This is a genomic window from Rhodococcus sp. JS3073, assembly GCF_026810085.1.
GTDB lineage: Bacteria > Actinomycetota > Actinomycetes > Mycobacteriales > Mycobacteriaceae > Rhodococcus_F > Rhodococcus_F wratislaviensis.
Genome location: NZ_CP113951.1, coordinates 7,011,436 through 7,036,229 on the forward strand (window position 1 = coordinate 7,011,436; position 24,794 = coordinate 7,036,229).

A 24,794-nucleotide genomic window follows, 5' to 3' on the forward strand; every position below is an offset into this window, starting at 1 on the left:
TTCGATGGTTGCACGTAGACGAAGGAAGTAGGGACCTGACGAGATGGCACGCATCGGTGACGGCGGGGATCTGCTCAAGTGCTCTTTCTGCGGTAAGAGCCAGAAGCAGGTCAAGAAGCTCATTGCTGGGCCTGGGGTGTACATCTGCGACGAGTGCATCGACCTGTGCAACGAGATCATCGAAGAGGAGCTGGCCGAGTCCAGCGAGGTGAAGCTCGACGAGCTGCCGAAGCCGGCCGAGATCCGGGATTTCCTCGAGAACTACGTGATCGGCCAGGATGCCGCCAAGCGGACTCTCGCCGTTGCGGTCTACAACCACTACAAGCGCATCCAGGCCGGCGACAAGGGTCGTGACGCGCGCGGCGAGACGGTCGAGCTGGCGAAGTCGAACATTCTCATGCTCGGCCCCACGGGCTGCGGCAAGACGTATCTGGCTCAGACGCTGGCAAAGATGCTCAACGTTCCCTTCGCGATCGCCGATGCGACGGCGCTCACCGAAGCCGGCTACGTCGGTGAGGATGTCGAGAACATCCTCCTCAAGCTGATCCAGGCCGCCGATTACGACGTCAAGCGCGCCGAGACCGGCATCATCTACATCGACGAGGTCGACAAGATCGCCCGCAAGAGCGAGAACCCGTCGATCACGCGGGACGTGTCCGGCGAGGGTGTGCAGCAGGCTTTACTGAAGATCCTCGAGGGCACGCAGGCCAGTGTGCCGCCGCAGGGTGGTCGCAAGCACCCGCATCAGGAGTTCATCCAGATCGACACGACGAACGTCCTGTTCATCGTGGCAGGCGCGTTCGCCGGCCTCGAGCGGATCGTGTCCGATCGCGTGGGCAAGCGAGGCATCGGTTTCGGTGCCGAGGTGCGGTCCAAGGCGGAGATCGACACGCAGGACCATTTCGCCGAGGTCATGCCGGAAGACCTGATCAAGTTCGGGCTCATCCCCGAGTTCATCGGCCGTCTTCCCGTCGTGGCGTCGGTGACGAACCTCGACAAGGAATCGCTCGTCCAGATCCTGTCCGAGCCGAAGAACGCACTGGTCAAGCAGTACAACCGGTTGTTCGACATGGACGGCGTGGAGTTGGAGTTCACCACGGACGCGCTCGAGGCCATCGCCGACCAGGCGATCCTCCGCGGTACCGGCGCTCGTGGACTGCGCGCCATCATGGAGGAAGTCCTCCTCCCGGTCATGTACGACATCCCGAGCCGTGACGATGTCGAGAAGGTCGTGGTCAGCGCCGAGACGGTCAACGACAACGTGCTTCCCACCATCGTTCCGCGCAAGCCGGAGCGGGGAGAACGCCGAGACAAGTCCGCCTAGGCGGGAGCGCGCTGTATCCTGGGTGCGAACTAACTCACTAGTTCGTACAAATGGAGGTAATGCGCGCGATGACCGCTCCCGGACCGATCTTTGTTCTCAACGGCCCCAACCTGAACCTGCTGGGTCAACGGCAGCCCGAGGTGTACGGGCGGGAGACACTCGACGACGTCGTGGAGTTGTGCCGCACGGCCGCCGCGAAGGCCGGACGTGAGATCGTCGCGCGGCAGTCCAATCACGAAGGCCATCTGATCGACTGGGTGCACGAGGCCCGGACCACGGCGTCGGGCGTCGTGATCAACCCCGGTGGTTTCACGCATACGTCGGTGGCGCTGCGCGACGCCCTGGTGACGCTCGAGGTGCCCCTCGTCGAGGTGCACATCAGCAACGTCCACGCCCGCGAGGAATTCCGGCACCACTCGTACGTGTCCGGAGTCGCGACCGGTGTGATCGCCGGACTCGGCATCCTCGGCTATGCGCTGGCCGTCGACTTCATCTGCAACAAGGGCTGACGCCGTCATGGGACGACAGGTTCGTACGAGCGTTGCCACCGTGTCCCTGAGCGGATCGCTGGAGGAGAAGGTCACCGCGATCGCGGCAGCCGGGTTCGACGGGTTCGAGGTGTTCGAACCCGATTTCGTGAGCTCGCCGTGGTCGCCGCGTGAGCTGGCTTCCCGCGCAGCGGATCTCGGACTCACTCTCGATCTGTATCAGCCGTTCCGCGATCTGGATTCCGTGGACGACACGACATTCGCGCGTAACCTGATCCGAGCCGAGCGCAAGTTCGACATCATGGAGCAGCTCGGCTGCGACACCCTGCTGGTGTGCTCCTCGCCGTTGCCCGAGGCGGTGCGGGACGACGCCCGCCTGACCGAGCAACTCCACACTCTCGCCGAGCGGGCGCACAGCCGGGGACTCCGCATCGCCTACGAGGCGCTGGCGTGGGGGACGCACGTCAACACGTACCGGCACGCGTGGAAGATCGTGCAGGACGCCGACCATCCTGCCCTCGGCACCTGCCTCGACAGCTTCCACATCCTCTCCCGCGGCGACGACCCGTCCGGCATCCGCGACATCCCGGGGGAGAAGATCTTCTTCCTCCAACTCGCCGACGCGCCCCGCATGTCGATGGACATCCTGCAGTGGAGCAGGCACCACCGGAACTTCCCGGGCCAGGGAAACTTCGATCTCGCGACGTTCGGCGCGCACGTCCAGGCGGCCGGATACACCGGACCGTGGTCGCTCGAGATCTTCAACGACACGTTCCGGCAGTCGTCCACGGGCCGCACGGCCGCCGACGCTCACCGCTCGCTGCTCTACCTCCAGGAGGAGGTCGCACGCGTGCAGGCCGAGCACGGCGAGGACACCGGACGCGGTCTGGCCCTGTTCGAGCCGCCGCCGCGCGCACCCCTCGAAGGAATCGTGTCGCTGCGGCTCGCGGCCGGTCCCGGCAAGGATTCCGACCTTCGACAGGCGCTGCAGCACATCGGATTCCGTCTGGTGGGCCGGCACCGCAGCCACGACCTCCAGTTGTGGCGGCACGGCCGGATGACCATCGTGGTCGACGCTACCGCGGGCACCGTGTGGACCGCTCCGGGTCTTCCGGCGCACCTGCCGGTGCTCACCCAGATCGGTATCCGGTCGAGCGATCCCGACGCCTGGGGTGAGCGGGCTGCGGCGCTCGAGGTCCCGGTGCACGAGGTCCTGTTGCCCGGTGTCGACACGGCCCCCGAATCGGATGTGGTGCGTCTGAAGATCACCGATGCGACGTCGCTGGATCTGCGCGGTCCGGGCAGTGCCGCGTCGTGGCAGTCGGCGTTCGATCTGTATCCGACGGAGTCGCGCTGGCAGGACGAGGTGCCCGTGTTCACCGGGGTCGATCACGTGGCGCTCGCCGTGCCGTCCGACAACTGGGACGGCATCATGCTGCTGCTCCGTTCGGTGTTCGCGATGGCGCCGCACGAGGGCCTCGACGTCACCGACGCGGTCGGAATGATGCGCAGTCAGGCGCTGACGATGGACCAGACGGGTGCCGACGGCATCGACCGTCCGTTGCGTATTTCCCTGAACATGGTTCCGGGTGCGGTGTCGGGCAACTCCCACATCGCCGCGGCCCGGCGCGGCGGCATCAGCCACGTCGCGTTCTCGTGCACGGACATTTTCACCGCCGCCGCGACCATGCAGTCCAATGGGTTCGAGCCCCTCGTGATCTCGCCGAACTATTACGACGACCTCGAGGCCCGCTTCGGGCTCTCCCGCGAACTCCTGGACCGGATGAGCGGGTCGGGCATCATGTACGACCGCGATGCCCATGGCGAGTTCTTCCACCTGTTCACCCAGACGGTGGGCGCCGACCTCTTCTTCGAGGTGGTGCAACGCGTCGGCGGTTACGAGGGATACGGCGACGCGAACTCTGCGATGCGTCTGGCGGCCCAGTTGCGGGCGGCCGGCTGAAAGGTCACGGCGCCCGCGGTCACGACCCTGGGCGCCGTGACGTCGGCCACTTCTGGAGCGTGACCCCTGGCGTCGATGTGCGCTCATGGGGTGCATGTGACTGGAGAGGTCGAGAAATGTCGGAACTACCGCCAGTCTGACCCTAATGTGTCAATGCGACTCGCCGGTTTGTTCCAGATACGTACTAACCTGTGTCGAAACCGTGACCGTTTCGTTATCGGTCGCGAACTCGACAGAGGAATGTGGTTTTGGCTCTACACCCGAACACCGTCCCGCAAGCCCGGCGCGCCCGGCGCCTCCGTTCGACGAAGATCTCCCGCAGGCGGGTCGTCGCGACCTCGCTGGCGGCCGCTGCTCTTCTCGCCTCCGGCGGCATCGCCTCCGCGGCCACCGGTGAGGTCGCGCAGGCGTCGACCGAGACGGGCGTGTCACTCTCGACGCCGCCCCAGTTCCTGCAGGTCACGCGCCCGGTACCCGTCGACTACACCGAGCAACTCCAGCGCGCCGCCGAGCGTGAGGTTCAGCGGGTGGCGTTCGAGAAGGCCGAGGTCGAACGGCTGGTTCGCGAGGCCGCCGAACAGGCTGCACGCAAGGCTGCGGCCGAGGAAGCGGCACGTCGACCCGCCGTCCTGGTCCCGGCCGACGGCACGTTCACCTCGGGCTTCGGTCCGCGTTGGGGCACCAACCACAACGGCATCGACATCGCCAACTCCATCGGCACCCCGATCAAGGCTGTCACCAACGGCACCGTGATCGAGACCGGTCCGGCCTCGGGATTCGGGCTGTGGGTCCGCATCCAGCAGGACGACGGCACCACCGGCGTGTACGGCCACATCGACACGTCACTGGTGTCGGTCGGGCAGCAGGTCCGGGCCGGCGACCAGATCGCCACCATGGGCAACCGGGGTCAGTCGACGGGACCGCACCTGCACTACGAGGTGTGGGCGGTCAACGGAACCAAGATGGATCCGGCGGGCTGGTTCCAATCGCGCGGAGTGCCCGTCCCCCAGGGGCAGGGCTAGGCGCATACCCCGGATTCCGTCGAGGATGTCGCCCTCCGCGATGTCGATCGCCGCACGGTCGGTGCCGAGCTTCGCAGTGCGGCGCGGAACCCCATCTTCCGTTCGTTCTCGCCGCGGAAGACATTGCTGCTCAGAGTGATCAGGACTGCGGACGGCATGTCGCCGGGCGGCCTCACGGACCTTGTAGCGGTGCTTAAGGCCGCCTCCTGAGGTGAAAATGATGGATATCTGCTGTTGTTTGCCGCTCACAACACAGCGAGACTATTTCCATGACCATCACGACTCCTCCGCCGACCGGCCGGCGTGAGTGGATCCGCGACTCCGACTGCGACCTCGACGCGTTTCGTGCCTCCGTGGACCGCTCGACGAACCTCGCCGACTACCCGTTCGCTCACTCGGTGGAACAGAACGTCCTGCTGTACCGCAGCGACTCGCTGATTCCCCACCTCGACGACGCGCAGTCCCGCCGCGCCGTGCAGACCGAACTCGGGCGCGCGCTCACCGACGGTCCCGGAATCGTGGTGTTCCAGAACGCCTTCAGCGATCTCGTGGTCCTGGATCGTGCCACGGAACAGTTCGACGTCCTCATCGCGCAGCAGCACGCGGCGGGTGGTGTGGTGGGTGACCACTTCGGCAAGGCGGGCGCGAACGACCGCATCTGGAACGCCGCGCAGAAGCTGGCTCTCGGCGCCCCGGACGTGTTCGCCGAGTACTACGCCAACGACATCCTCGCGCTGATCTGCCAGAGTTGGCTTGGACCGCTGTATCAGGTGACGTCGCAGGTCAACGTGGTCAACCCCGGTGGTGCCGCGCAGGTGCCGCATCGGGATTACCACCTCGGCATCGTGCCCCGGCACGAGCTGACCGAGTATCCCGCGCACCTGCACCGGATGTCGGCCGCATTGACACTGCAGGGTGCGGTGGCGCACTGCGACATGCCCGTCGAGAGCGGACCCACCCTGTATCTGCCGTACTCGCAACTGTTCGAGGCGGGCTATTTGGCGTTCTCCCGGCCGGAGTTCGTCGAGTTCTTCCGCGACAGTCATGTTCAGCTGCCGCTGCGGAAGGGCGACGCGGTGTTCTTCAACCCGGCCCTCCACCACGGCGCGGGCCACAACCGTTCGGACGCGATCCGGCGGATGGCCAATCTGCTGCAGATCTCGTCGCCGTTCGGCCGGGCGATGGAGGTGCTGGACCGGGAGGCCATGGCGAACGCCGTGTATCCGGCCCTGCTGGCGCTGCAGAGGGCCGGGGCGAGCGAGCGCACCCTCCGCAATGCCGTCGTCGCGACGGCCGAGTGCTACCCGTTCCCGACCAACCTCGACCACGATCAGCCGGTACACAGTCTCGCGCCGGCCACTCAGGTGGACACGGTGTGGGAAGCGTTGCGGGAGAATGCCGATCCGGCGGTACTCGCGGAACGTCTGTCCACGCAGACCACCCGGCGGCAGCCGTGAGCGGGATCGCCGAGGCGGCCACACTGCCACTACAACAGCACCGTGCGGTGCGATGGGATGAAACACGACGATGACGATTCGACTTGCAGGCGCGCCCATTTCGTGGGGAGTGTGTGAGGTGGAGGGCTGGGGTCACCAACTCGCCTCCGACCGGGTGCTCACCGAGATGCGTGACGCCGGCCTCGCTGCCACCGAACTCGGTCCGGACGGATTCCTCCCCTCGGATCCGCTCGAGCTGACGGACACCCTCGCCCGGTACGACCTGACGGCGGTCGGGGGATTCGTCCCGGTGCTGCTTCACGATCCGGATCACGACGCGGTCGCTGCGATCGGCGGGGCGGTCGACTCACTCGTCGCGTCGGGGTCGGAGGTGATGGTCCTGGCGGCGGTGACGGGATCCGTCGGTTACGATTCGCGACCGGAACTCGACGACTCGGGATGGAAGACGTTGCTACGCAACCTCGACCGCCTGTCGTCGGCCGCTGCCGACCGAGGGATCCGGGCGGTGATCCATCCCCACGTGGGGACCATGATCGAGAACCGCGCCGAGGTGGACCGCATCCTGGACGGCTCGTCGATCCCGCTGTGCCTGGACACCGGACACCTGCTGATCGGCGGCACCGACCCACTCGACCTCGTCACCACGGCACCCGAGCGGATCGCCCACGCGCACCTGAAGGACGTCGATGCGGCGCTCCTCGGGCGGGTCCGGGCGGGCGAACTCACCTACACCGAGGCCGTCGCACAGGGGATGTACACGCCACTGGGCACCGGAGACGTCGATATCGCCGAGGTGGTCGCGCGGCTGCAGAATCAGGGTTACGACGGCTGGTACGTCCTCGAACAGGACACCATTCTCGCGTCGGAACCGGAGGACGAAGGCCCCGCGCGCGACGTCGTCCGGAGCGTCGAATACCTGAGGAGCATCACGCAGTGAGTCCGTTGCCTCTGCGCTGAACCGGTGCCGGCGGGATTCGGCTACGACCGGGCCGGACCGGTCGTGCCGCGCACCACCAGGTGGGGGTCGATCACGAAATCCTGCGGGTCGAGGTCTTCGTTCTCGAGGCGGTCGATGGCGAACCGCACGGCGTGCCGCGCCAGACCCTCCGTGTCCTGCCGCACGGTGGTGAGGTCGATCTGCGACAACTGGGCAAGGTGGCTGTCGTCGTACCCGACGATCGAGATGTCGCCGGGCACGTCGACGTGGGCGCGGGTGAACACGTCCATGAGACCGATGGCGCAGCGGTCGTTGCCGGCGAGCACGGCGGTCGGCAGGCGGTCCTCGGCCAGCAGAGTGTTCGCGGCGGCGACACCTGCCTCTTCGCTGTGCTGACCGGGAATGACGCGAATGTGGTCGGAGAGGTGGAGCTTGCGCATCGCCGCGAGGTACGCGCGACGCCGCTCGGGTGACCCCGGGTCCGCGCCGCCGTCGACGTGCACGATCTCACGATGTCCCAGTTCGACGAGGTGGTCGACGGACTGCCGGATGCCCTTGGCGTCCGCGGTCCGCACGGTGTCGACGGCGGTGTGGGGGAGTGCGCGGCCGACGACGGTGACGACGGCACGGTCCGCGAGCGTCCGCAGATAGTCGGCCTCGGACAGCGGACCGAGCAGGATCAGGCCTTCGCACCGGTGGCTGAGAAGCGCTTCGATCGCCTTGTGTTCGTCCCGGGTGGGTGCGCTCGCGGAGAGCAGGACCTCATATCCGGCGGCCTCGGCCTCCGCGTAGATGGTTCCGATCAGGTCGGCCTGGAAGGTCTGGTGGACGTCGATGAGCACACCGAGGGTGCGACTGCGCCCACGGGCGAGCATGCGGGCGGCCCGGTCGAGCCGGTAGCCGAGGTCGTCCGCGGCCTGGAGGACGCGTTCCCGCGTCTCGTCGGAGGCGCCGGGTTTGTTGCTGAAGATCAGTGACACGAGGGTGCGCGACACCCCGGCCCGAGCCGCGACATCGGCCATCGTGGGGCGTCGGTGCAGGCCGGCGGGTAGCCGTTCCGCACCGTCGTGCGCGGTGGCTCGGTCGTCGAGCATCTCGATCTCCCTCGGTCGCGTCGTCAGGGACATTTTCACGCATCGCGTCATCTGCCCTTGACACCCTCTGTGATTCACATCATAGTAGGTAACTGAAGCGCGTTAGTGAAGCGCTTCAGTCCAGGAGAGAACGCCCCCGTCGGCTGCACCGAGCCGAGCGCACTCGGGCGATATCGACACACGTGAACCGATCTTCCGTGTCGCGATGCGTGAGCATTCCCCAGAAAGGCCAACACCTGATGTCGACAACCCACTCGGCTGCCAGTGCCCGCGGAAGCGGCGGCGCTGCGCGTAACGAGCGCAGTCACAAACGCTTCCTGACCAAGCTCACCGTCATCTCCACGCTCGGGGGCCTGCTGTTCGGCTACGACACCGGTGTGATCTCCGGTGCGCTGCTCTACATGAAAGACGAGCTGAACCTCAGCGCCGTCGGCGAAGCAACCGTCGTGAGCTCGCTGCTCTTCCCGGGTGCCGCCGTCGGTGCGCTACTCGGAGGCCGGTTGTCGGACGCTCTCGGCCGCAAACGCACGCTCCTCGTCTGTGCGGGTCTGTTTCTCGTCGGCGCCCTCGGGTGTGCGATGGCCCCCAACGTGGAGATCATGGTGCTGGCCAGGATCGTCCTCGGGCTCGGTGTGGGCGCCGCCGCCGTCACCTGCCCGCTCTACCTGGCCGAGATGGCGCCGGTCGAGCGCCGCGGTCGGATGGTCACCATCAACGAACTGATGATCGTCACCGGTCAGATGCTCGCCTTCTCGATCAACGCGCTACTCGATCACCTCATCGAGGATCCGACGGTGTGGCGGTACATGCTGGCCATCGCCTCGGTACCCGCGGTACTCCTGCTGATCGGCATGCTCGCGCTCCCGGATTCGCCGCGGTGGTACGCGTCGAAGGGCCGGCTCGCCGAAACCCGCAGCACGCTCGAATTGAGCCGCAGCGAGTCGGAGGCCGCAGTCGAGTACGCCAGCATCAGCCTCCACGCCGCACGCGACCGGAACTCGAAGGTCAGCGGCGCCGTCCACTATCTGCGCGACTATCCCTGGATGCGCCGGATCCTCTGGATCGGCTGCGGTCTGGCCATCGTCCAGCAGGCAACGGGTATCAACACGGTCAACTACTACGCCCCGACGATCCTGGAACAGAGCGGGTTGGGTGTCAGTGCGTCCCTGGTTGCCACCATCGCCGTCGGTGTCACGTCGGTGGTCATGACGATTGTCGGAATCATCCTGCTGGGCTTCGTGAATCGTCGCAAGATGCTGCTGACCGGATTCATCGGTGTGGCATCCTCGCAGGCCGCGCTGTCACTGGTATTCCTGCTGCCCTCGTCCACCGGCCGCAGCTACATCATCCTCGCCGCAATGATGGTGTTCGTCGCCTTCGTGCAGTGCTTCATCGGAACCTGCGTGTGGTTGCTGCTCTCGGAGATCTTCCCGATGGCCATCCGCGGGTTCGCCATGGGCATCGCGGTCTTCGTGCTCTGGACGACGAACGCCTTGATCTCGTTCGTCTTCCCGATCCTGAACTCCGTCCTCGGATCCACCGGAACTTTCGGCCTGTTCGTCCTCGTCAACCTTATGTCGGTGTACTTCGTCTACCGCTTCGTCCCGGAAACCAAGGGTCGCAGCCTCGAAGAGTTGGAGGACCGCCTCGGCGCAGGCAAGCCCGACGCGTCGGCTGCGGGAAGCACCGCTGCCGTCGCCACCCACTGATCGCTGGATCTCAGGCACCGGCGCCGCCGCCTTCGGGTGGTGGTGCCGGTGCGTGGTGGTGTGTGGCTGCCTGAACGAGGGTCAGAAAGGCAGGCGCTCCTCCAGTTCTGGGTTGCCCGGCCTACATGGCACATCCGGCCGCGGCGCCGAGTTCCGTCCTCGTCTCCCCTGCAGTTCGTTCAGATACACCTCGTCCTGCTGGTCGTGGGAGCGCTCGGTGAGCAGTCGGAGGGCACGGGAGCGCTGCACCCCTCGGATGTGGTTGTGGGCGAGTTCGATTGCTGCCCCTTCGGGTTCGGTTCGGATGATGTCGCCCCGCGGCGTGGTCCACTCGACGTTCCCTGCCCCGGTCTGGCGGACGGTCCAGGAGCCGTCGGTTTTCAGCCGGTGGTGACGTCGGCACAGGCACGCGAGATTCGACTCGACCGTGAGACCACCAGTCGCAGGGTCCTCGTGGTCGAACGGCGTCGTATGGTCGATGTCGCAGAGTCGTGCCGAGACCTGGCAGTTGGGGAAGCGGCAGTTGCCGTCGCGGGCCCTGATCCGGCGGCCGAGAGCCGTCCCTGGTGCGTAGGTGAGTTCGGGTCTGGTTGCTGTGTTCCGGATGTAGGTCACGGGTATGCCGTGAGTCTTCTGAACGGGACTGATCTCGAGGACGTGCCCACCTGCGTCGCCTTCGATGGCCAGCGTGTGGATGCGCTGGAAGACACCGTCGGCGGCCAATGTACGGGCGGAGTCCGCACGGATCGGCCCGTATCCCTCGAGGTGGGCGGGAAGGTCGTCGAGTCCGAGGAGAGTCGAGGCGTTGACGACGACCTGAATGAGAGGTGCCCGCCGTGTCCGCGCGGTGGCGACACGGGCCGGGCACTGTTCCCGACCGCAGTGCCACGTGAGGTGCCCGGTGCTATCGGCGAGGGCAGTGAGAGCGTCGGCTCGCCGCTGGGGGAGAGTACGCGGGTCGTCGGCACATACGTCGTGGATCGACATCTCCCGCAACCGCATCGCGAGGGTGTGGGCGTCGGCTGCGGGAAGGTGTCCGTCGAGGTAGGCCATACCGTTCTCCGCGGGGCGGATCCATACGTCGCGATCGGCGACCGCGAGTGTGGTGCGGTGGGCGATGCTGTCGGGGTCGTGACGGGCGATCAGCCGACGAGCGCGGGCTCGCAGTTTGGACGGTGGCAGGGAGCGACTGTCGAGGATCGCGGTTTCGAGTTGCTCCAACTTCGAGTCGCTGACGCCGGCGAGCATGGCGGCGATGACCCGCGCCTGATCCAGGTCGATCCGCCCGGCCGCGAATGCGACTCGGGTGCCGTGCAATCGGTGGCGCAGATCGAGTCCGAGGTCGATCCAGGCGGTCACCACCGGTTCGTTCATTCCCAGTGCGACCGACACCTCCACCGCCGTATGGGAACCGGAGTGGGCCGGGTTGATGCCGCGGCGCTCGTCCTCGTCGCAGCAGAGTCCGTAGAACTCGGTCACCGCCACAACTTGGCGGTACTGAGCCTGCACCAGCACCGATTTGCCGACGCGCAACGCCTCGATCGCCACTATCCCTGGCGGTGTCGCGTCGAGTGCGGCCGCGCTGGAACTGTTGTCCCCCATAGTGTTCAACCCCCGGTATCGAACGTATCTTCGATCCTACCGGGGACCACCGACAAGTATCGGAGAATCTTGCGGACGGCTAGCGCGAAGGTGTGATGTGCGCGAGGTGGAGTAGCGGGAAGGGGTGGCCGTCTGCATCGGTATCGGATCGTCCTGTAATGACGAATCCGTGTGCCTCGTAGAATGCCAACGCTTGCCGGTTCCGCTCATTGACGTCCAGTAGCAGACCGGGAAAACGGTTGATGGCATCGCGCAACAGCGCTGAACCTACACCGCGGCCTCGGTGCACGTCGTCGACGAACAGCACTTCCATCTTCCCGTTTTCGAGTCCGGAGAATCCGGCGGCGAAGCCTTCCCGTACTGCCACTGTGAGATCGAGAGCAGGGAGATAGTCAACCACGATGCGCTGCTCGTATTATGTGACGTCCTCATCGGGGATGAAGTGGTGCGTCGCCTGGACCGCGCCTTTCCAGATGGCAGCGCGGACCGGTAACTCTTCCTCACCGAGGCACGCACGCAGTTCGATGCTTCCGATCGGTCGCGGCCGAATCCAAGACTGGCCGGTGAGTGCTCGACGAGTCCAGAGACTCGTCAACCACGCACGGGGAGCGGAGCTCCGTTCAGCAACGCGTCCCTGGCCATCGTCGCGGCTCCGATCCGCTGGGCCGATTCGCCGAGTTGGGTTTCGCGGATGCGGGCGAGGGGACGGTGTCCGGAACCGGTTGCGAGAGAGGCGTAGACGTCCCGCGCGTGATCGAGGAACAGCGGGGCCGAGCCGCTGACACCACCGGAGACGACGACGAGATCGGGGTCGTAGACGTCACCGACCATGGCGAGTCCGACGCCGAGCCACCGCGCGAACTCGTCCATGGTGCGGACAGCGAGCGGGTCGCCGTCCCGCGCGGCGCTCGCGATACGGCGGCCGGTGAGCGATCCCGGGTCGCTCGCCACCTCGCGCGCGAGCACCGTCGAACTCGTCGGGTCGGCGGCGAGGAGTTCGATGGCCGTGTCGACGAGCGCGGTTCCGCTGCAATACCGTTCCCAGCACCCCCGTTTACCGCAGGCGCACGGTCTGCCGCCCGGGACCACCTGGAGGTGGCCCAGTTCGGGAGCAACGCCGAAACTGCCGCGGTAGAGCGTGCCGTCGATGAGCAGCGCCGCACCGATGCCGGTGCCGATCGCGACCATCACGACATTGCGACCACCGGCGGCCGCACCGAACCGGTGCTCCGCCCACGCCGCCGCGTTCGCGTCGTGTTCGAGGACCACCGGCAGCCCGAGCCGGTCGCTCAGGTCGTTCGCCACCGGCACGTTCTTCCACGGCAGGTGCGGGGCGAAACGCACCGTGGTGAGGTCGGAGGTGATGAATCCGGCCACGGCGAGACCGACGGCGGCGATCCGATGACGGGACGCGAGCTCGCGGACGGCACGGTCGAGCGCGTCCTCGAGGGCCTTCGCCGACTGCGGGGTGGGTGCCTGGACGGAGTCGAGAACCTCACCGGTTTCGTCGACGACGCAGGCCCGGATACTGGTACCACCGACGTCGATGCCGACGGTGAGAGCGGAAGCAGGCACGGAGGCGACGGTACTCACCGTGCGGAGGCCGTCGCCGCCTCGGGTACCGCCCGGGAATCCTCCCAGGCATCGAGCCGGTTGATGGCCGTCCTCGCGACCACCTGTTGCTCCGTGACCGCCAGGTGTCCGCGGGTTCTTCCGAGGAACGACCATGTCCAGGACATGGCGGTCGCGAGCCGGCTCTTGAATCCGACGATGTAGACCAGATGGATCAGGAGCCAGAGCAGCCAGGCGAGCAGCCCGGTCAGTTGGAGGCGACCGACCTTCGCGACCGCGTGGAAGCGGGAGATCATGGCCATGCTGCCCTTGTCCGTGTAGCGGAACGGGACGCGTTCGGGCTTGTCGCGACCCTGCCGGTGGGCCCGCACCTCCGCGGCGATCAGCTGCGCGGCGTAGCGGCCGCCCTGGATCGCGACCTGCGCGACACCGGGAAGTCCGTCGCGATTCATCATGTCCCCGACGACGAAGACGTTGCTGTGGCCGGGCAGTGTGAGGTCGGGTTCGACGAGGACACGGCCCGCGCGATCGGTGGCGGCGCCGGTCTGTTCGGCCAGTTGCCTGCCCAGCGGACTGGCAGCGACACCGGCAGACCAGATCTTGCAGGCGGCCTCGATCCGCCGCTCGATTCCGTCCTGGTCGCGGACGGTGAGTCCGTCGTCGTTGACGTCGGTCACCATCGCGCCGAGCTGGATCTCGACTCCGAGATTCTCCAGCGTGTCGGCGGCAGCTCGACGCAGTTTCTCGTCGAAAGGCGGGAGCACGGTGGGCGCCGCGTCGAGCAGGATGATCCGCGCGTCACGGGGATCGATGGTGCGGTAGGCGCCGGCGAGAGTGCGGTGCGCGAGCTGGGCGATCTCGCCTGCCATCTCGACTCCGGTGGGCCCGGCTCCGACCACGACGAACGTCAGGAGTCGCGCCCGCTCGGCGGGATCGGTGCTCACCTCGGCGCTTTCGAAGGCGCCCAGGATGCGGCCGCGCAACTCGAGGGCGTCGTCGATCGTTTTCATTCCGGGTGCGTGCTCGGCGAAATGGTCGTTGCCGAAATAGGATTGGCGGGCGCCCGCCGAGACGACGAGGCTGTCGTACTCCGTGACCGTCGTGCGGCCGCGGTGGGTGGAGGTGACGGTCCGGTCGGCGACGTCGATCGTTTCGACTCCGCCGATCAGGACGGACGCGTTCTGCTGGTCTTCGAGGACGAGTCGCGTCGCGGGCGCGATCTCACCCTCGGACAGGATTCCCGTCGCCACCTGATACAGCAACGGCTGGAACAGGTGGTGTGTCGTGCGATCGATCAGAGTGACATCGACGTCCGTCCGTTTCAGGGCCTTGGTGGCGAAGAGGCCGCCGAATCCCGATCCGATGACCACGACCCGATGACGGCGGGCGAGAGAGGTGTCGCTCATGAAGTTCCTTTCGATCGAACGGACTCCGCGCCGGACCGCGGACGGTCCGGCGCGGAGAACCAGTACCTATGCGTTCCGGGGGAATCCGAGGTTGAGGCCGCCGTGGCTGGGGTCGAGCCAGCGGGTGGTGACGACCTTGCCGCGGGTGAAGAAGTGGACGCCTTCGGTGCCGTGGGCGTGGCTGTCGCCGAACAGGGAGTTCTTCCAGCCCCCGAAGCTGTAGTAGGCCATGGGGACGGGGATGGGAACGTTGATGCCGACCATGCCGACCTCGACCTCGTTCTGGAACCGCCGGGCGGCGCCGCCGTCGTTGGTGAAGATGGCGGTGCCGTTGCCGAACTGGCTGGCGTTCACCAGTTCCAGGGCCTCGTCGTAGGACTCGACCCGGATCACGGAGAGGACGGGTCCGAAGATTTCGTCGGTGTACACACTCATGTCCGTGGTGACGTGGTCGATCAGGGTCGGTCCGAGCCAGAACCCGTCCGCACCGCCATTCGCCTGCACGGTGCGCCCGTCCACGACGATGGTGGCGCCGTCCTGTTCGCCGGCGTCGATGTAGGAGGCGACCTTGTCGCGGTGCACCTTCGTCACCAACGGACCCATGTCGGAGTCCTGGGTGCCGTCGCCGATCTCGAGGGTGTCGGTGCGCTGTTTGATCTTGGCGACCAGTTCGTCGGCGATGTCGCCGACCGCGACCAGCGCGGAGATGGCCATGCAGCGTTCCCCGGCGGACCCGAAGCCGGCGTTGACCATGGCGTCGGCGGCGAGGTCGAGGTCGGCGTCCGGGAGGACGATGGCGTGGTTCTTCGCCCCGCCGAGTGCCTGGACGCGTTTGCCGTGGGCGGTGCCGGTGGCGTACACGTACTGGGCGATGGGGGTGGAGCCGACGAAGCTGATGGCCTTGATGGCGGGGTTGGTGAGCAGTTCGTCGACGGCGGTCTTGTCGCCCTGCAGGACGTTGAACACCCCGGCCGGGAGTCCGGCTTCGGCCCAGAGTTCGGCCATCCAGATCGCGGCGGTCGGGTCCTTCTCACTGGGCTTGAGGACGACGGTGTTGCCGGCGGCGATGGCGATGGGGAAGAACCACATCGGGACCATGGCGGGGAAGTTGAACGGGGAGATGATCCCGACGGGCCCGACGGGCTGGCGGATGGAGGAGACGTCGATGTTGGTGGAGGCGTTTTCGGTCATGCCGCCCTTGAGCAGGTGGGGCATGCCGCAGGCGAATTCGACGACTTCCTGGCCGCGGGAGACCTCACCCAACGCGTCGGAAACGACCTTGCCGTGCTCGGCGGTGATGATCTCCGCCAACTCGCCCTTGCGGGCGTTGAGCAGTTCCCGGAACTTGAACACGATGGAGGAACGCTTGGCGAGGGAGGTGTCGCGCCAGGCGGGGAACGCGGCCGCGGCGGCGTCGATCACGGCGCGGGCGTCCTCGACGCTGGCCAGGGCGACCTGACCCGTCACGGCACCGGTGGCCGGGTTGGTGACCGGGGCGGTGTTGCCGCTCGTACCGGCGAATCCCTTGCCGTCGGACCAGTGTGCGATCTCGCGAGTGATGTTGGTGCTCATGTGTTGTCCTTTCACCGCGTGCGCGCGATGTAATCCTTCATGGTCTTCAGTTGGTAGCGGGAGACGTCGTGAGCGTTCTCGTCTTCGGCGAAAACGCTGGACACCATCACCGTGTCGGGTTTGTCGTAGAAACCGAGTTCGCCGAGCCCGCCGAAGAACTCGTCCCAGTCGAGGTCGCCGTCACCGATCTTGAGGTGCTGGTGGACACGCACCGGGTTGCCGGGCGGGTTGGTGATGTACCGCAGTCCGTGCGAGCGGTGGTGATCCATCGTGTCCGCGACGTGGACGAGCCGCAGCATGTCGCCGGCGGCCCGCATGATCTCGAGCATGCCGGCGCCCATGTGATAGCTGTGGCACGCGACGTACACCAGTCCGAAGTTCTTCGAGTTGATGCCGCGGATCATCCGGATGGCGTCCAGACCGTTCTCCACGAAATCGTCGGGGTGCGGATCGATGCGAACGTCGATGCCTTCACGCTCGATGATGGGGACGAGTTCCTCCATCGACCGGTAGAAGGCGCGCTCCGATTCCTCGGCCTTCTCCGGGCGGCCGCTGAACTCGGTGTTCATCACGTTCACACCGAGGTCGACGGTGATCTGAATGGCGCGCTTCCAGTACCGCACCGCCGCCTCGCGGGCGTCCTCGTCCGGGCCGGACCACCGCAGAACCGGCAACACGGAGGCGATTCCGACGCCCGCGTCGCTGCAGGCCTTGCGGAACTGCCGGACCAGCTCGTCGTCGGCCTTCGGGTGGTTGAAGAACGGGATCATGTCGCGATGCGGGGTGAGCTGCAGGTGTTCGAAGCCGAGTTCCGCGACCACCGCCGGCAATTCGAGAAGCGCGTAGTCGTGGTGGAAGGGCGTGGGATCGAGTGCAATCTTCATCGTGTTCACGCTCCCGGAATGGAGGAACGGTCGACCATGTCGACGGCCACGCGCTCGCCGGTCTCGAGCGACTGCACGCCGGCGGCGCACACGGCAGCGGCTGCGTAGCCGTCCCACGCACCGGGCCCGTCGATGTAGGTGCCGGTCTCCGCGCCCGTGCGGGCGGCGTTCACCCAGCGCTGGATCTCGACGTCGTACGCCTGGCCGAAGCGCTCCTTGAACGAGGGGGTGATCTCCCCGCCCGACATACCTGCGCCCGAGCGGCCGTTGCCCGCGCCGGTGCCGAACTTTCGGACGAGCCCGACATCGAGACCGATGAACGCCGAACCCTTCTCGGCGACGATCTCGGTACGCACCTCGTACGCGACACCGGTGGTCACGAAGACCTCGACGTCCACGTGACGACCGGACTCGGTGGTGAAGAACGCGATCTGAGGATCCTGCAGACCCTCGGGCGCACCCGGATTCGCGGCGGGGCGGAGGATCTGCACGGACGTGATCTCCTCGTCGAACAGGAATCGGGTCACGTCCACCTCGTGGACCAGCGAGTCCTTGACGATCATCGAGCTGTCGAAGCTCGGGGGCACAGCGGGGTTCCGGTGCACGCAGTGGGCGAGGAGAACCTGCCCGAAAGTGCCGTCGTCGATGAGCGACTTCAGCTGCTCGTACTCGTGGTCGAACCGTCGCATGAAGCCGACCTGGATCAACTTCTTACCGAGCTCGGCTTCCCGCTTGACGATCTCGAGAGACGTGGCGACGTCGGTGGTCAGCGGCTTCTCACACATCACCGGCTTGCCGTGCTCGAGGCAGGCGAGAAGCTGCTTCTCGTGCGTCGGCCCGGGGGTGGCCAGGACGACGGCGTCGACGTCCGGATCGGCGATCGCGTCGAGCGGGTCGCCGATCACCCGGCATCCGGGGATCCCGGCCGCGATCTGCTCGGCCTTCTCGGTGAAATAGTCGTTGACGACGGCGACGGTCGCGCCCTTGATGCGCTCGGTGATGCGTGCGACGTGGTCGGCGCCCATCATTCCGACACCCAGGACGGCGATCCGCAGGTCGTTGCTTCCGGACATAGCTGACTAGCTCCTGACGTGGTCGGTTAGACGAACTTGACGGACGGGATCCCGCAGGACCCCAGGTACTTACGGGTGCGCTGGGCGATCGGCAGCGGAACGTCCACGGCGCAGGGGTAGAGATCCTGCTCGACGATCGCGAACACGTCGATGTCGAGCTTCTCGATCGCGGCGAGCAGGGGCGGCAGGTCGGGGATGCCGAGCGGCGGCTCGATCATCGCGCCGAGCTTGACGGCCTCGCCGAACGGCAGGTCCTCCGCCTCGACCTTGGCACGGACCTCGGGATCGACCTGCTTGAGGTGCAGGTAGCCGATCCGCTCGGGAGCACGCTCGATGATCGCGAGGTTGTCGCCGCCGCAGTAGCTGATGTGACCGGTGTCGAGGCACAGGTTCACGTACTCGCTGTCGGTGCCGTCGAGGAAGCGGTACACGTTCTCCTCGGTGTCGACGTGGCTGTCGGCGTGCGGGTGGTACTGCGCCTTCACGCCGTACTGCTCGAACATCTTCTTGCCCAGCTCGTTCATGCCGCCGGTCTTCTTCTTCCACTGCGCCGCAGTGAGAGTGCGGTCCTCGAGCACCTCGCCGCTGCTCGGGTCACGCCACATTTCCGGGATGACGACCACGTGCTTGCCGCCGACGGCGGCGGTCAGCTTCGCGACGTCCTCGATCTGGGTCCACACGGCATCCCAGGAGTCGTCCTGGTGCAGGTGCTCGAACACGGTGCCTGCCGACAGTTTCAGATTGTGGGCCGCGAGTTCGTCACGGAGCTGCTGCGGATCGGTCGGCAGGTAGCCGTACGGCCCCAGCTCGATCCACTCGTAGCCGGACGCCGATACCTCGTCGAGGAACCGTCCGTACGGGGTCTGCTGCGGGTCTTCCGGGAACCAGACGCCCCAGGAGTCGGGGGCGGATCCGACGCGAATGACGCTCATCGGGAAATCCTTTCGAAAGTTCTACGGGGGAGAATTAGTTGCCGGACGGGCGCAGGAACGGGCGCTGGATCTTCTTCCACTGCGCGTACGTCTCGTAGGCGGTCCGGGTGGAGTCGAGGGTGCTGGTCTCGCTGACCGGGACGTCCCACCAGGATTCGCTGTCCGGCGCGGCGATCCGCGGGTCCGTCTCGACGTGGATGACGGTGGTGTTGTCGCCGGCCTTCGCCACCTTGACGGCGTCGGCGAACTCGGCGGCCGTGTTCGCGCGGATCACGTCGGCGCCGAGGCTCGCGGCGTTGGCCGCCAGGTCGACGGGCAGGATGTCGCCGTCGAGCCGGCCGGAGTCGCCCCGGTAGCGGTAATCGGTGCCGAACCGCTGGGAGCCGAGCGACTCCGACAGCGACCCGATGGACGCGAAGCCGTGATTCTGCACGAGGACCACGATGACCTTGACGTTCTCCTGCACGGCCGTGACGAGTTCGGTGGCCATCATCAGGTACGAGCCGTCGCCGACCATGATGAACACGTCGCGGTCGGGGCAGGCCATCTTGGCGCCGATGCCGCCGGCGACCTCGTAGCCCATGCAGGAGAAACCGTATTCGACGTGGTAGCCCTTGGGGTCGCGGGTGCGCCACAGCTTGTGCAGATCACCGGGCATGGAGCCGGCCGCGCACACGACGACGTCGCGCGGATCCGACAGTGTGTTGGCGAGACCGATGACCTGGTTCTGGTTCAAGCCGAGCGAATCGTCGTCGATCCTGTAGACCGAGTCGACCGTGGACTCCCAGTGTGCTGCGAGTTCGGCTGTGCGCGAGCGGTACTCGCCGGAAACCTGGTAGTCGCCCAGTGCCGCGGTGAGCGCCTCGAGTGCCTCGCGGGCGTCCGCGACGACACTGACGCCGCCCTGCTTCACCGAGTCGATCGACGCGACGTTGACGTTGACGAACCGCACGTCGGGGTTGTTGAACGCGGTGCGCGACGCGGTGGTGAAGTCGCTGTAGCGGGTGCCGATGCCGATGATCACGTCGGCCTCGGTGGCGAGTGCGTTGGCCGCGGTGGTCCCGGTCGAGCCGATCGCGCCGACCGACTGCGGGTGGTCGTAGGGCAGTGCGCCCTTGCCGGCCTGACTCTGGCCGACCGGAATCCCGGTCGCCTCGGCGAAGGAGGCCAGTGTGTCGGTGGCGCCCGAGTAGATCAGGCCACCACCGGCGACGATCAGCGGTTTCTTCGCCGACCGGATCACGTCCGCGGCCCGAGCGATCACCGACCTCTCGGGGAGCGGCCGGGCCACGTGCCACGTGCGCTCGGCGAACAGCGACTCCGGCCAGTCGAAGGCCTCCGCCTGCACGTCCTGCGGAATGGCGACGGTGGCCGCACCCGTCTCGACGGGGTCGGTCAGCACGCGCATCGCGCCGAGCAGCGCCGACGGCAACTGCTCCGGCCGCCACACGCGGTCGAAGTAACGCGACAGCGGTTTGAATGCGTCGTTGACGGTGACGTCACCGCTGGACGGCAGTTCGAGTTCCTGCAGCACCGGTGCGCTCGCGCGGGTGGCGAACGTGTCGGCAGGCAGGAGCAGGACGGGCAGCCGGTTGATGGTGGCGAGGGCCGCGCCGGTCAGCATGTTGGTCGAGCCGGGGCCGACGCTGGCCGACACCGCCCACGTCTGCAGGCGGTCCTTCTGGCGGGCGTACGCGACCGCACTGTGCACCATCGCCTGCTCGTTACGGCCGAGGACATACGGCAGTTCGGGTTCGGTGCCGGCGTCGACGGCGTCGATCTCGGCCTGCAGGAGTGCCTGACCGAGTCCGGCGACGTTGCCGTGGCCGAAGATGCCGAAGCAGCCGGCGAAGAACTTGGTGCGTTCGCCGTCCCGCTCGACGTACTGGTTGGCGAGGAATCGGATGGTTGCCTGAGCCACCGTGAGGTGGACGGTGCCTTCGGCGTCGGGGTTCTTGCTCGCCGACATCGGCGCGGTGGACACCACGGTCATGCTCCTTCGGACGGTGCGTGGAGGGGGAGGCGGGGATCGACGGTCTGGTGGTCCCAGCTGCCGCGCAGCCAGGTGTGGGCCGGGTCGTCGCAGATGTTCCAGACGCGGTCGTCGCCGGGCCCGGCCATGACGTTCAGGTAGTACATGTGATGTCCGGGGGCCGCGATCGACGGTCCGTGGTAGCCGTGCGGAACGAGGACCACGTCGCCGGAGCGCACTTCCTCGAGCACCTCGATGGGCCGCTCGGGAGTGCCGTACACGCGATGGTAGCCGAATCCGGTTCCGCCGAAATCCACTGCGGTGGCATTGGCTTCGGCGATCTCGAAGTAGTAGATCTCCTCGAGCTGCGACTCGACGTCGCTGTTCTCGTCGTGCTTGTGGCTCGGGTACGACGACCAGTTGCCGCCGGGAGTGACGACCTCGCACGCGATGATCGAATCGGCCTCGAAGCGGTCGGCGGTGCCGAAGTTGTGCACCTGGCGGCTGCAGTTGCCCGCGCCGCGCAGTTCGACGGAGATGTCCGCAGCCGGGACGTACCGGAACGGGAACTTCTGCCGGGCGCGGGCGCCGCACAGGGCGAATCGTCCACCGGTCGCGCTCGCCACCGTGTACGCCGAATCCCGGCCCACGTAGGCGAAGTCGCTCGGTCCGTCGAATACGGATCGCCGTCCGGTGAGCGCGAACTCGGTGCCCTCGCTCGACACCGCCGCGGACCCGGCAAGTGGCACGACGATGATCTCGTCGTCACCGGACGCGAGTTCGGCCGACCCGCCGGGGGTCAGGGTGAGCACCCGAAGACTCGATTCGGTCCAGCCCGCCGATTCGGGGGTGACCTCGAGGTCGAACGGTCCGGTGGCCGCGGAACCGACCGGCACGTAGTACTTGCTGTTCATCGTGGGCCTCTCCGGCGTGCGTCAGTGAACGAGGGATACGGCGGTGTCGACCGCGGCGGCGACGTCCTCGTCCCGCGGGTACAGCAGGGTGCGTCCGACGATCAGGCCGCGGACCGACGGCAGCGCGAGGGCCTTGGCCCAGCTCGCGAACGTCTCCTCGGGGGCCGTCTGCGGGTCTCCGCCGAGCAGCAGCGTCGGAAGCGTCGTCGCGTCCATGACGCGTTCCATCTCCTCGACCACCGGAAGCTTCATCCAGGTGTAGGCGGACGTGGAGCCCAGGCCCTGGCTGATGTGGATCGACTTGATCACGGCGTCGGCGCTGAGATCGTTCTTGACCTTGCCGTCGACCCGCCGTGACAGGAACGGTTCCACCATGGCCATCAGTCCGGCCTCGGCCAGTGCATCGACCGCCTGGGCGCACGCGGTGAGGGTGGAGAGCGTGCCGGGATCGTCGAGATCGATGCGGCACAGCATCTTTCCGCCGTTCATGCCGGCCTTCGCGGTGCCGGCCGCGGTGTAGCCGGTCATCCGGTCGTCGAGTTCGAAACTGGCGCCGGCCAGGCCGCCGCGGTTCATCGACGAGATGACCACCTTGTCGTCGAGCGCACCGAGCAGCACCAGATCGTCGAGGATGTCGGCGGTGGCGAGTACACCGTCCACACCCGGGTTGCGCAGGGCGGTGCGGAGGCGGTCGAGGAGGTCGGTGCGACTGTTCATCGCGGTCGGTCGGTCGCCGACCGAGAGTGCGCCGCGGGCGGGGTGGTCGGCGGCGACGATCATGAGCCGGCCGTTACCACGCACGGTGGGCCGGGCGATCCGGGTCGCCCAGGCGCGGTCGATGGCGGCCGGGTCGTTCGCGCGGACCTCGGTGACGTCGGCGTAGGACGAGCAGACTGCGCGGTGAGCGAGAGTTTCAGACATTGACAGCCTCCGAAGCGGTGGAATCGGCGAGCTCACGGACCTCGTCGGCCGTCGGCATCGCGGTGGAGCATTCGAGCCGGGAGGCGACGATCGCCCCCGCGGCGTTGGCGTAGCGCAGGATCTTCTCGAGAGGCCACCCGGCGAGCAGGCCGTGGCACAGCGTCCCGCCGAAGCTGTCGCCGGCACCGAGCCCGTTGACGACGTCGACCTCGTTGGGCGGCACCGTGATGGACTGGGTGCGGGTCTTGCCGAGCACGCCCTTGGGACCCTGCTTGACGATCGCGAGTTCGACGCCGAGGTCGAGCAGGGCGTCCGCGGCCTTGTGCGCGTTGGTCTCGCCGACCGCGATCTCGCACTCCTCCCGGTTGCCGACCGCGACGGTGACGTGCTGCAGGGCCCGCTGCACCTGAGCGGTGGCCTCGGCAGGAGAGGACCAGAACATCGGGCGGTAGTCGAGGTCGAGGACGGTGTGGGTGCGGCGTCCGCGGGCCTCCCAGGCCGCGAAATGCGCGCTGCGGCTCGGCTCTTCGGACAGCCCGGTGACCGTCGACCAGTAGAGCTTCGCGTCGCGGACGGCGTCGAGATCGAGGTCCGCGGGCTTCACCTGCAGATCCGGGGCGACGGGCTTGCGGTAGAAGTACAGCGGAAAGTCGTCCGGCGGGAAGATCTCACAGAACGTGACGGGAGTCGGGTGCTCGGTGTCGATGCCGACGTAGCGGTTGTCGACGCCGAGATCGGTGAGTGCCGTGCGGACGAAGCGCCCGAAGGGATCGTTGCCGACACCCGAGATGAGGGCGCTGCGGCAGCCGAGGCGGGCGGCGGCGACGGTGACGTTGGCCGCGCTTCCGCCGAGGAACTTGCCGAACGTCTCGACGTGCTCGAGTCCGACTCCGGTCTGCAATGGGTAGATGTCCACACCGCAGCGCCCGATGGCGAGGACGTCCAATCCGTTCCCGGTGGTGTGCGTCTGGATGGTGGTCAAGGCTGACTCCCGAATAGGTCGTTGTGGGTGGTCTGCGCAGGGCGCCGAGGTCTGGTTGAAACTGTGCTCCACATCACCGGCTCCTGTCAAGACTTTGTCCTGACATTATTACTTGAAGTCAATCTGGTGTTAGTGTTCGCATACACTGCCGGAAAGGCCGGCGACGGCGGACGTCGCCCCGCGTACGAGGATCGGAGTTGTCCGTGGGTGCACCACTCGCAGTCGAGCTCGACAGATCGAGCCCGGTTCCGCTGTATTTCCAGCTCGCGCAGACGATCGAGAACGCGATCATCGGCGGGGAACTCGCCCCCGGTGACCGTTTCGAGAACGAACTGGCGCTCGCCAAGCGGCTGAACCTGTCCCGTCCCACCACGCGCCGTGCCATCCAGGAACTCGTCGACAAGGGACTGCTCGTCCGCAAACGCGGGGTCGGAACGCAGGTGGTGCAGAGTGCCGTGCACCGGCCGGTCGAACTCACGAGCCTCTTCGACGACCTCGCGCGGGCGGGACAGAGCCCGACCACCAAGCTCCTCGACTACCAGGTATCCGTGCCGGCCGAAGACGTCGCCGCCGAACTCAACCTGCAGCCCGGCGCCGAGGTCGCGTCCATCCGGCGCCTCCGCAGCACCAACGGCGAACCGCTGGCGCTGATGACCAACCACATTCCGGTGGACCTCGCGCCGGACCCCGAGGAACTGGAGGCGCACGGCCTCTACCACGCACTCCGGGCCCGCGGCGTGCACATCCGTCTCGCACGGCAACGCATCGGCGCGAAAGCGGCGAGCAAGGCGGAGGCGTCGCTGCTCGACGAGAAGACCGGGGCGCCGCTGCTGACGATGAACCGGACCGCGTTCGACGATTCGGGAAGCGCCGTCGAGTTCGGCAGCCACTGCTACCGCGCGTCGCGGTACTACTTCGACACGACCGTTGTCGATCGCTAGAACCGCGCGCGCGACGTCGTTCCCCCGTG

General features: G+C 67.0%; 21 protein-coding genes. 8 read left to right on the forward strand and 13 right to left on the reverse strand.

The window, feature by feature from the left end; all coding sequences use genetic code 11:
* The first annotated feature begins 43 nt into the window (after nt 1-43).
* The 6 genes from clpX (at nt 44) to OYT95_RS31945 (ending at nt 7,191) form a co-directional block, all read left to right on the forward strand.
* Nucleotides 44-1,324, forward strand: coding sequence for an ATP-dependent Clp protease ATP-binding subunit ClpX (gene clpX / locus OYT95_RS31920; RefSeq protein ID WP_005248181.1), 1,281 nt, complete (start codon nt 44-46; stop codon nt 1,322-1,324).
* Nucleotides 1,325-1,392: 68 nt separating this feature from the next.
* Nucleotides 1,393-1,833: a type II 3-dehydroquinate dehydratase gene (aroQ, locus tag OYT95_RS31925; protein WP_005248177.1), complete on the forward strand. Its 441-nt coding sequence runs from the start codon at nt 1,393-1,395 to the stop codon at nt 1,831-1,833.
* Between the two features lie 7 nt (nt 1,834-1,840).
* Nucleotides 1,841-3,775 (forward strand): bifunctional sugar phosphate isomerase/epimerase/4-hydroxyphenylpyruvate dioxygenase family protein, encoded by a 1,935-nt coding sequence (locus tag OYT95_RS31930; protein ID WP_268790051.1) that lies wholly within the window; start codon nt 1,841-1,843, stop codon nt 3,773-3,775.
* A 248-nt stretch (nt 3,776-4,023) separates the two neighbouring features.
* Nucleotides 4,024-4,797 (forward strand): M23 family metallopeptidase, encoded by a 774-nt coding sequence (locus tag OYT95_RS31935; protein ID WP_268790052.1) that lies wholly within the window; start codon nt 4,024-4,026, stop codon nt 4,795-4,797.
* 269 nt (nt 4,798-5,066) lie between these two features.
* Nucleotides 5,067-6,254, forward strand: coding sequence for a phytanoyl-CoA dioxygenase family protein (locus OYT95_RS31940; RefSeq protein WP_268790053.1), 1,188 nt, complete (start codon nt 5,067-5,069; stop codon nt 6,252-6,254).
* 70 nt (nt 6,255-6,324) lie between these two features.
* A complete protein-coding gene (locus OYT95_RS31945) occupies nt 6,325-7,191 on the forward strand; it encodes a sugar phosphate isomerase/epimerase family protein (RefSeq protein ID WP_268790054.1) in 867 nt (288 codons plus the stop codon).
* A gap of 41 nt (nt 7,192-7,232) precedes the next feature.
* Here the strand turns inward: OYT95_RS31945 and OYT95_RS31950 are convergent, their stop codons facing one another.
* Entirely contained in the window at nt 7,233-8,285 is a 1,053-nt protein-coding gene (locus OYT95_RS31950; protein WP_112300601.1) for a LacI family DNA-binding transcriptional regulator, read from the reverse strand.
* A 239-nt stretch (nt 8,286-8,524) separates the two neighbouring features.
* Between OYT95_RS31950 and OYT95_RS31955 the strand changes: the two genes are divergently transcribed.
* Entirely contained in the window at nt 8,525-9,994 is a 1,470-nt protein-coding gene (locus OYT95_RS31955; RefSeq protein ID WP_268790055.1) for a sugar porter family MFS transporter, read from the forward strand.
* Between the two features lie 81 nt (nt 9,995-10,075).
* Here the strand turns inward: OYT95_RS31955 and OYT95_RS31960 are convergent, their stop codons facing one another.
* The 12 genes from OYT95_RS31960 to iolC all read right to left on the reverse strand — a co-directional run bounded on the left by OYT95_RS31960 (nt 10,076) and on the right by iolC (nt 23,824).
* A complete protein-coding gene (locus tag OYT95_RS31960; RefSeq protein WP_268790056.1) occupies nt 10,076-11,596 on the reverse strand; it encodes an HNH endonuclease signature motif containing protein in 1,521 nt (506 codons plus the stop codon).
* A 79-nt stretch (nt 11,597-11,675) separates the two neighbouring features.
* Nucleotides 11,676-11,909 carry a GNAT family N-acetyltransferase gene (locus OYT95_RS31965; protein ID WP_268790057.1) on the reverse strand — a complete coding sequence of 78 codons (234 nt, stop codon included), beginning with the start codon at nt 11,907-11,909 and terminating at the stop codon, nt 11,676-11,678.
* A 278-nt stretch (nt 11,910-12,187) separates the two neighbouring features.
* A complete protein-coding gene (locus OYT95_RS31970) occupies nt 12,188-13,189 on the reverse strand; it encodes an ROK family protein (RefSeq protein WP_037240810.1) in 1,002 nt (333 codons plus the stop codon).
* Nucleotides 13,186-14,574 (reverse strand): NAD(P)/FAD-dependent oxidoreductase, encoded by a 1,389-nt coding sequence (locus tag OYT95_RS31975; RefSeq protein ID WP_268790058.1) that lies wholly within the window; start codon nt 14,572-14,574, stop codon nt 13,186-13,188. The genes OYT95_RS31970 and OYT95_RS31975 overlap by 4 nt, the downstream gene beginning before the upstream one ends.
* Nucleotides 14,575-14,640: 66 nt before the next feature.
* Nucleotides 14,641-16,146 (reverse strand): CoA-acylating methylmalonate-semialdehyde dehydrogenase, encoded by a 1,506-nt coding sequence (locus tag OYT95_RS31980; RefSeq protein WP_268790059.1) that lies wholly within the window; start codon nt 16,144-16,146, stop codon nt 14,641-14,643.
* An 11-nt stretch (nt 16,147-16,157) separates the two neighbouring features.
* Nucleotides 16,158-17,030 (reverse strand): sugar phosphate isomerase/epimerase family protein, encoded by an 873-nt coding sequence (locus OYT95_RS31985; protein ID WP_128642404.1) that lies wholly within the window; start codon nt 17,028-17,030, stop codon nt 16,158-16,160.
* 5 nt (nt 17,031-17,035) lie between these two features.
* Complete coding sequence (locus tag OYT95_RS31990; RefSeq protein ID WP_112300598.1) at nt 17,036-18,103, reverse strand: Gfo/Idh/MocA family protein; 1,068 nt, start codon at nt 18,101-18,103, stop codon at nt 17,036-17,038.
* Between the two features lie 26 nt (nt 18,104-18,129).
* Entirely contained in the window at nt 18,130-19,035 is a 906-nt protein-coding gene (locus OYT95_RS31995; RefSeq protein WP_112300597.1) for a sugar phosphate isomerase/epimerase family protein, read from the reverse strand.
* 34 nt (nt 19,036-19,069) lie between these two features.
* On the reverse strand, nt 19,070-21,022 hold the full coding sequence (gene iolD / locus OYT95_RS32000; RefSeq protein ID WP_268790060.1) for a 3D-(3,5/4)-trihydroxycyclohexane-1,2-dione acylhydrolase (decyclizing): 1,953 nt from the start codon (nt 21,020-21,022) through the stop codon (nt 19,070-19,072).
* Nucleotides 21,023-21,024: 2 nt separating this feature from the next.
* Nucleotides 21,025-21,921, reverse strand: coding sequence for a 5-deoxy-glucuronate isomerase (gene iolB / locus OYT95_RS32005; RefSeq protein WP_268790061.1), 897 nt, complete (start codon nt 21,919-21,921; stop codon nt 21,025-21,027).
* A 21-nt stretch (nt 21,922-21,942) separates the two neighbouring features.
* On the reverse strand, nt 21,943-22,842 hold the full coding sequence (locus OYT95_RS32010) for a Cgl0159 family (beta/alpha)8-fold protein (RefSeq protein WP_268790062.1): 900 nt from the start codon (nt 22,840-22,842) through the stop codon (nt 21,943-21,945).
* The gene (gene iolC / locus OYT95_RS32015) at nt 22,835-23,824 is read right to left on the reverse strand and encodes a 5-dehydro-2-deoxygluconokinase (protein ID WP_115948500.1); all 990 of its coding nucleotides are present in this window, start codon (nt 23,822-23,824) and stop codon (nt 22,835-22,837) included. The genes OYT95_RS32010 and iolC overlap by 8 nt, the downstream gene beginning before the upstream one ends.
* A 203-nt stretch (nt 23,825-24,027) precedes the next feature.
* On the opposite strand from iolC, the gene OYT95_RS32020 reads away from it, so the two are divergent.
* A complete protein-coding gene (locus OYT95_RS32020; RefSeq protein WP_009474056.1) occupies nt 24,028-24,765 on the forward strand; it encodes a GntR family transcriptional regulator in 738 nt (245 codons plus the stop codon).
* Nucleotides 24,766-24,794: the final 29 nt, after the last annotated feature.